At 46.0% G+C, this 7,198-nt stretch carries 6 protein-coding genes; 5 read left to right on the forward strand and 1 reads right to left on the reverse strand.

The features are described 5' to 3' along the window. The first annotated feature begins 192 nt into the window (after positions 1-192). From EWV84_RS19905 to EWV84_RS19925, 5 genes are all read left to right on the forward strand, one after another. The gene (locus tag EWV84_RS19905) at positions 193-627 is read left to right on the forward strand and encodes a CAAD domain-containing protein (protein WP_287079596.1); all 435 of its coding nucleotides are present in this window, start codon (positions 193-195) and stop codon (positions 625-627) included. Between the two features lie 986 nt (positions 628-1,613). After that, complete coding sequence (groES, locus tag EWV84_RS19910) at positions 1,614-1,925, forward strand: co-chaperone GroES (protein WP_002737272.1); 312 nt, start codon at positions 1,614-1,616, stop codon at positions 1,923-1,925. Between the two features lie 46 nt (positions 1,926-1,971). Beyond that, on the forward strand, positions 1,972-3,597 hold the full coding sequence (gene groL, locus EWV84_RS19915; protein WP_287079597.1) for a chaperonin GroEL: 1,626 nt from the start codon (positions 1,972-1,974) through the stop codon (positions 3,595-3,597). A 164-nt stretch (positions 3,598-3,761) separates the two neighbouring features. Continuing rightward, the gene (locus tag EWV84_RS19920) at positions 3,762-5,573 is read left to right on the forward strand and encodes a tetratricopeptide repeat protein (RefSeq protein WP_287079598.1); all 1,812 of its coding nucleotides are present in this window, start codon (positions 3,762-3,764) and stop codon (positions 5,571-5,573) included. Continuing rightward, positions 5,570-6,811 carry a P-loop NTPase family protein gene (locus tag EWV84_RS19925; RefSeq protein ID WP_287079600.1) on the forward strand — a complete coding sequence of 414 codons (1,242 nt, stop codon included), beginning with the start codon at positions 5,570-5,572 and terminating at the stop codon, positions 6,809-6,811. The genes EWV84_RS19920 and EWV84_RS19925 overlap by 4 nt, the downstream gene beginning before the upstream one ends. Positions 6,812-6,865: 54 nt before the next feature. On the opposite strand, the gene EWV84_RS19930 is transcribed toward EWV84_RS19925, so the two are convergent. After that, positions 6,866-7,126: a shikimate dehydrogenase gene (locus EWV84_RS19930; RefSeq protein WP_287079601.1), complete on the reverse strand. Its 261-nt coding sequence runs from the start codon at positions 7,124-7,126 to the stop codon at positions 6,866-6,868. Positions 7,127-7,198 lie beyond the last annotated feature (72 nt).

The raw sequence follows: 7,198 nt of genomic DNA on the forward strand, positions 1-7,198 counted from the left end.
TAAACTAAAACGCTTGTGGATTCGGTCTGACGGGGGCATAGTCTTCGGATTGTGTCTAGTTAAGAGGAGTAGAAGCAAGAATCTCCCGTCACAGCGTAGCTTGACGGCGAGAGTGTCAATCAGTCTGTTAAAATTGACCCCCGTTGGTCGTATTCGCGCACTGTCTAACCTTTATGATGAGGATCAGTTAATATGGAATCAATGCAACCGACCGAGACCCAAAATCCGATTAGAACGGATTTACCCGGGTCTCTGAGCAAACCCAGCAGCAGCAGCACCGAACAGATTTGGTCTGAGTATGTAGAACCAGTTTGGGATTCGGTGATGTCCTATCTGGCTAACGTCCCCGATTATATCGGTAGTTTCTTCTCTGGATACAAAAAACCTTTAATCGTTCTGGTGGCAATTTTAGCGAGTTTTGTCACCGTGAAAGTTACCCTAGCGGTTTTAGATGCGATCGATGATATTCCCCTCCTTGCTCCTATCCTACAATTAGTTGGAATCGTTTATAGTGGTTGGTTTGTCTGGCGCTATCTGCTCAAGGATGAGAATCGCCGTGAGTTATTAGCCGAAATTGATGCACTAAAAGCGCAAGTTTTTGGCAGTCACAATAACACTTTATCTTAAATGTCGGGGTGAAGACCCTCGGTTTTACCGACGGGATGAAACCCCGACCAGTATAGAAACAGCGAAGCACAACTAAAACTCTGCTGTTTTAAGATAATTTGTGCTAAAGTGAAAGCAAGCGGAAAGTCAGATGTGTAGTCGTGGCACGCGAACTGACCGTTGTAAAAAGGCTAATGTCACCAACTCAAAAAGGTTGCCCCAATACCTCACTGCCCTCTAACAAAAAATATGGCATAGGTGGGAGATAAAAATAATCAAATAGGGTAGGGCATACCCGAATTTAAGCTTGGGGAGTAGTCCACAAGAGTGCTTGCCTTATAGGTGTAGTCGGACTAGACATGAAAATGTAAGACCAAAATTAGCATTGCTAGTAGAGGCAAGATTCAGCCCAAGAATCCCTCGGTTTTACCGATGGGAGTGTCAAAGAATCAAGCATAGATAACCAAGGAGTTGAGTGTTTCCGCTCAACTCTTTTGTTTTTGCACAAGAGCTTATACTATAGCGTTTTTCAGTCTAGTGAGGTACAAAAGTTATGGGTTTTAGGCACTCATGCAAGAGGCAAAAAGCAACAGGGTGAATAAATAATCAGTTTTTAATAACCAGATTTAATAGAGTTCTTGCATAATTAATTTTTGAGAAGGCAAAAATGAGAAAAATAGGCATAAAATTGCCTAAAATTCCTAAATAGAGCATTAAATTGATTAATGCTCATTCTTAATTCTCCTGAATCCTGAATCCTGAATCCTGAATCCTGAATCCTGAATCCTGACTCGGAGAATACCGACTCCTGACTCGGAGAATACCGACTCCTAACCCCACCAACAAACTTTTTCAGCAAACCCTAGCTTAACACCATAGTTCGGGAACCCGTACCGATCGAGCAGTTGTCAGGGGGCCTTGTATTTCGGTAAATTAGCACTCGGAAGGTAAGAGTGCTAATCTGGAAAAGACACTTACCCAAATACAAGAGAAACGGAGGATATTCCATGGCTGCAGTCAGCATCAACGTAACTACTGTTAAACCCCTAGGCGATCGAGTTTTCGTCAAAGTTAGTCCCAGCGAAGAAAAAACCGCCGGTGGCATTTTCCTTCCCGATGCCGCTAAAGAAAAACCCCAAATCGGGGAAGTCGTGGCCGTCGGCCCCGGCAAACGCAACGATGACGGTAGCCGTACCCCTGTGGAAGTGGGTGTGGGTGACAAAGTTCTCTACTCCAAATATGCCGGAACCGATATCAAACTTGGTGGCGAAGAATTCGTTCTCCTCTCCGAAAAAGACATTCTCGCCGCCGTTTCCTAATCATCTACCCTTGAAAACCCCTATTTTGCCCGAATAACGATACATTATGGCTAAATCTATTATCTACAACGAAGATGCCCGTCGCGCCTTAGAAAAAGGCATGGATCTGCTGGCCGAAGCGGTAGCCGTCACCCTTGGCCCCAAAGGTCGTAACGTCGTCCTCGAAAAGAAATTTGGCGCACCCCAAATCGTCAATGATGGCATCACCATCGCTAAAGAAATCGAACTGGAAGACCATATCGAGAACACCGGTGTGGCTTTAATTCGCCAAGCCGCCTCAAAAACCAACGATGTAGCGGGTGATGGTACTACTACCGCCACCGTTCTCGCTCACGCTATTGTTAAAGAAGGTTTACGCAACGTCGCCGCCGGTGCTAACCCGATTTCTCTGAAAAAAGGTATCGATAAAGCTGCCGATTTCCTCGTCGGTCAAATCGCCAAACACGCGAAACCCGTAGAAGACTCCAAAGCGATCGCACAAGTGGGCGCAATCTCTGCCGGTAACGATGATGAAGTCGGTCAAATGATCGCCTCGGCCATGGATAAAGTCGGCAAAGAAGGCGTAATTTCCCTGGAAGAAGGGAAATCGATGACCACCGAACTAGAAATCACCGAAGGGATGCGTTTTGACAAAGGTTATATCTCTCCCTACTTTGTCACCGACACCGAACGCATGGAATGCGTCTTTGAGGATCCCGCTATTCTAATCACCGACAAAAAAATCGGTTTAGTACAGGATTTGGTTCCCATTCTCGAACAAGTGGCCCGTCAAGGCAAACCCCTAGTAATTATCGCCGAAGACATCGAAAAAGAAGCTTTGGCAACCCTAGTGGTTAACCGTCTGCGCGGTGTTCTTAACGTTACTGCGGTGAAAGCCCCCGGATTTGGCGATCGCAGAAAAGCGATGTTAGAAGATATCGCCGTCTTAACCGGTGGTCAAGTAATCAGCGAAGATGCGGGTTTAAAACTGGAAACCACCAAAATTGACAGCTTAGGTACGGCCCGTCGTATCACCATGACCAAAGATACCACCACCATCGTCGCCGAAGGCAACGACGTGGCAGTGAAAACCCGTTGTGAGCAAATTCGCCGTCAAATCGACGACACCGATTCTTCCTACGATAAAGAAAAACTGCAAGAACGTCTGGCTAAATTAGCCGGGGGTGTGGCAGTGATTAAAGTTGGTGCCGCTACCGAAACGGAAATGAAAGACCGCAAATTGCGCTTAGAAGACGCGATTAACGCCACTAAAGCAGCCGTAGAAGAAGGTATCGTCCCCGGTGGTGGTACTACTTTAGCTCACCTCGCTCCCCAATTGGAAACTTGGGCAAAAGACACCCTCCAGCATGAAGAATTAACCGGCGCTTTAATCGTTTCTCGTGCGATTTCTGCCCCCTTAAAACGGATCGCTGAAAATGCCGGCCAAAACGGTGCAGTTATTGCCGAAAGGGTGAAAGAGAAGCCCTTTAATGTTGGTTATAATGCCGCTACCGGTGAGTTCTCCGATATGTTTGAGGCGGGTATCGTTGACCCCGCTAAAGTGACTCGTTCTGCCCTACAAAATGCCGCTTCGATCGCCGGTATGGTTTTAACTACCGAGTGTATTGTCGTGGATAAACCGGAAAAAGAAAAATCCGCTGCCCCCGCCGGCGGTGGTGACTTCGACTATTAATAATTAGTCTATTTTTTCTCGACTCGATCGCAATTAAGCGATCGAGTTTTTTTTGTTGAAAAAACATCACTTCGGGTTAAGGAAAGTACAATTTTATCCCCAGCGCTTTTTCCTTGCGGTAAAATATTGATAGCTTGATCGGGTATCCCGATTTACAGCCCACCATGCGGAACAAATCTGGACTGTTAACTTATACCACGATGTCGAAAAAAGCGAAAGGATTCGGTCAGTCGCCAACTCCCACGAGAAAATTTAAGGATTTTCTCCTTGCTTTTGGGGATTTTTGTCGAAAAAATTCCAAAGATGAAACGAAGCTACAGCAATTTTTAAAAGCAAATATTAATAAATTAGATGATTTACTTTTAGACGCTTTACCTTTAGTCTTCACAAGCTTAATCGCCGATAAATCAATAGACGAGCGAGAAAAAATAGCCAGCCTTTTCGAGAATTTTGCTGTCACGATTTACAAGTTTCCGTTAGGCGATCGAGCAACAAATTTAGAATTAAGTATTACTGCTCATAATCTCAGCCTAAAAATTTACACCTGCGAGAATTCCCCCGAACATTGGGCGCAAATCCTCAATAACCTTGCCCTCGCTTACAGTAATCGAATTCGGGGCGATCGTGTGGAAAATCTAGAGAAAGCGATCGAACTGTACGGGCAAGCTTTAGAAATCTATACCCGCAAGAATTTCCTCGAAGATTGGGCGACAATCCTCAATAACCTTGCCCTTGCCTACAGTGATCGAATACTGGGCGATCGTGCGGAAAATCTAGAGAAAGCGATCGAACTGTACGAGCAAGCTTTAGAAATTAAAACCCGCAAGAATTTCCCCGTAGATTGGGCGATGACCCTCAATAACCTTGCCAACGCTTACAGTGTTAGAATACTGGGCGATCGGTCGGAAAATCTAGAGAAAGCGCTCGAACTGTACGAGCAAGCTTTAGAAGTTAGAACCCGCAAGAATTTCCCCGTCGATTGGGCGATGACCCTCAATAACCTCGCCAGCGCTTACAGTAATCGAATACTGGGCGATCGGGCGGAAAATCTAGAGAAAGCGATCGAACTGTACGGGCAAGCGTTAGAAGTCTATACCCGCGAGAATTTCCCCGAAAATTGGGCGATAAGTCAGCAGAATTTGGCCAATGCCTATCGCGAGCGAGTTTTAGGGGAGCGGAAGGACAATTTAGAACAGGCGATCCATCTCCACAATCAAGCCGCTCAAATCTTTACTCGCGCCGCGTTTCCCGTGCAATGGGCGGGGAATCAAGGGCATTTGGCAGAAGCTTTGATGCAACGGGATAACCCCGGCGATCTCGATACTGCGATCGCTCTACTCCAAGAAGCTCTAGAAGTCTCCCCCGCAGGTTGTCAAGATTTTATTGACTCTCAATATCGATTAGGAATAGCTCTTTCTCAAAGGTACGATTGCGACAAAAATCCCGAAGATCTTCAACGAGCTTTAGAAGCTTATAAAACCGCCCTAGATCTGATTAGTCCCGAACATTACGATCGAAAAGATATCTGGAAAGCGCTGCCCACTACCCAAACCATTCTCGGTAGTCGTCTGGTGCGGGATGGCGAATGGCAGCAAGGGTTACAACTGTTGTTAAATAGCGTCAATCAACTTAGCACCAGTGACGATCGCCTAGCCCATGCGAACGCGCTCTACCACACCGGCCGCGCCTACGAAGTTCTGTCCGATCGAGAGAAAGCCCGTCTCTACTATCGCGATGCCCTGCGTTGGTACGAATATTTACAGGATTTACCCGGAATCGCTAAAAGTCGCACCGGATTGGGGAATGTTTTCGTATCCCAAGGACATCTAGAGAAAGGAATGAAGGAACTCGATCGAGCGAAGGCAATCTACCGACAACTACCACAGACCGATCCCGATAAAGTGGAGGAGATAGACATTATTTATCAAGCTTCTCGACGGGCGATCGAACGACAAACCAGCGAGGTATATTTATGACAAGTGCCGATGATCTTTTTAAGCAATCCTTTGACAATATCCAACGGTTAGGACTGAAGGAAATCCCCTTTACCGAAAGCCCGATCGATTTAAACAGCGATACCCTCGATCGTGTTTTTACCGGGCGAAAAAATGAATTGACGCAGGTGTTTAATCTGTTCCAAAGTCGCGAGCGTCGTCGGATTCTGGTTTCTGGTCGTTTAGGAATCGGCAAAAGTGCTTTTTTACTGGAAGTATTGTCGGTTATACGCCGCAATCGTCCGCAAATGTTGACTACCTATATATCTCTACCCGCAGGTTTAGATATCGCCACTACAGCACTGATCGCCCTCGCTAGAGCGATGCCAAATGACGATTGGGCGCAACGTCAGCTTTATCAGATGGGAATTCCAACCGAAAAACTATTGAAGGAGCGTAGTGCTGAAATTAGCGGTAGTTTAGGAATCGGTGGTAAAATCGGCGAGAAAGATTTACCGCTCACCAAATTTCAATATCCGACTGTGAGCTTCGATACATTGTTAGAGCGGGCGCAAGAAGAATATCCGCAGGGGATTCTGATCGCGATCGATGATCTAGATAAACAAAATCCTAGTGTGGTACGACAAATGATGCACGACGCGCAGGGAATGTTAAAAGGTCGGGCTTGGTTTATGCTGACGGCTCACCCCATCGGGATGACGGGAGATTTATTAACCAGCGAACGCGGTTTATTTGACTTGCAATTGCCGCTAGAAGAACTAGATGCGGATACCACATACCAGATGTTAATTAACTATCTCAACAGTGCCAGAATTAAAAACGATTGTACCGATCCGAAAGATGACAGGTGTGTACTTCCCTTTTTACCAGATGCGGCAAGACGTTTTTGCAAGGTTTCTCTCGGCAGACCCCGTTTGTTCAACCGCTTAGGAAATATTGTACTCTCCACCGCGGCCGATCTTCAGGTTAAAACGATCACGATGGAAGTTCTCGAAAAAGGATTAAGAGCAGCCGAAAAGGATTTCCGACAACAAGCGGCCTTAAACGCCAAAGAGGAAAGAATTCGTCTGCTTTTGCAACGCAAAGGTAATATCTCCGACGATTCGATCACCATCGATGAGCTTGAAAGTTTAGGTTTTCGGGCATTTAGTGATATTTTGCCCTTTCTAGAAAGATTGGAAGAAGCTGATCTAGCTCAAAGGTTAAATCAAGAGGATGTGACGGTTTTCGAGCCGATCCTTCTCCCTCCGGCGGATTGAAGGGAAAACGAAAATACACCGGCAAAAATCGATCGCCGTTCCCAGAAAAATCCTTTAAGGATTCGGGATCGATCGCACCAGCAGAGTCAGAATACTGGTTAATACTGCCACCACCACGGGAATAATCAACGATTTTGCTCCCTTGAGGTCAGAGACATCCTTAATCAAAGCGTCCTGTGTTCCCTCCACTTTTTCCAATCGCCTATCAATACTCTTGAGTTCGGTTTTCACCTCGGCCATATCTACTTTTAGATCGGTGACATCTTTCTTTGACACTCCTGGGCCTAAAGGCGTGAGGATTCTTGAGCTAATCACAGCCCTTTCTGGTTTCCCTTACTTAGGTCTTACACGATTATGTCTGAACCGAACCTACTAGAATATCACTTG

It is taken from the genome of Microcystis sp. M_QC_C_20170808_M3Col (assembly GCF_007095505.1).
Taxonomy (GTDB): domain Bacteria; phylum Cyanobacteriota; class Cyanobacteriia; order Cyanobacteriales; family Microcystaceae; genus Microcystis.

Bases quoted from the DNA above. Each gene is read 5' to 3' on its own strand.
- groL (WP_287079597.1), top strand. From the start codon at position 1,972: ATGGCTAAATCTATTATCTACAACGAAGATGCCCGTCGCGCCTTAGAA.
- EWV84_RS19905 (WP_287079596.1), top strand. From the start codon at position 193: ATGGAATCAATGCAACCGACCGAGACCCAAAATCCGATTAGAACGGAT.
- groES (WP_002737272.1), top strand. From the start codon at position 1,614: ATGGCTGCAGTCAGCATCAACGTAACTACTGTTAAACCCCTAGGCGAT.
- EWV84_RS19920 (WP_287079598.1), top strand. From the start codon at position 3,762: ATGCGGAACAAATCTGGACTGTTAACTTATACCACGATGTCGAAAAAA.
- EWV84_RS19925 (WP_287079600.1), top strand. From the start codon at position 5,570: ATGACAAGTGCCGATGATCTTTTTAAGCAATCCTTTGACAATATCCAA.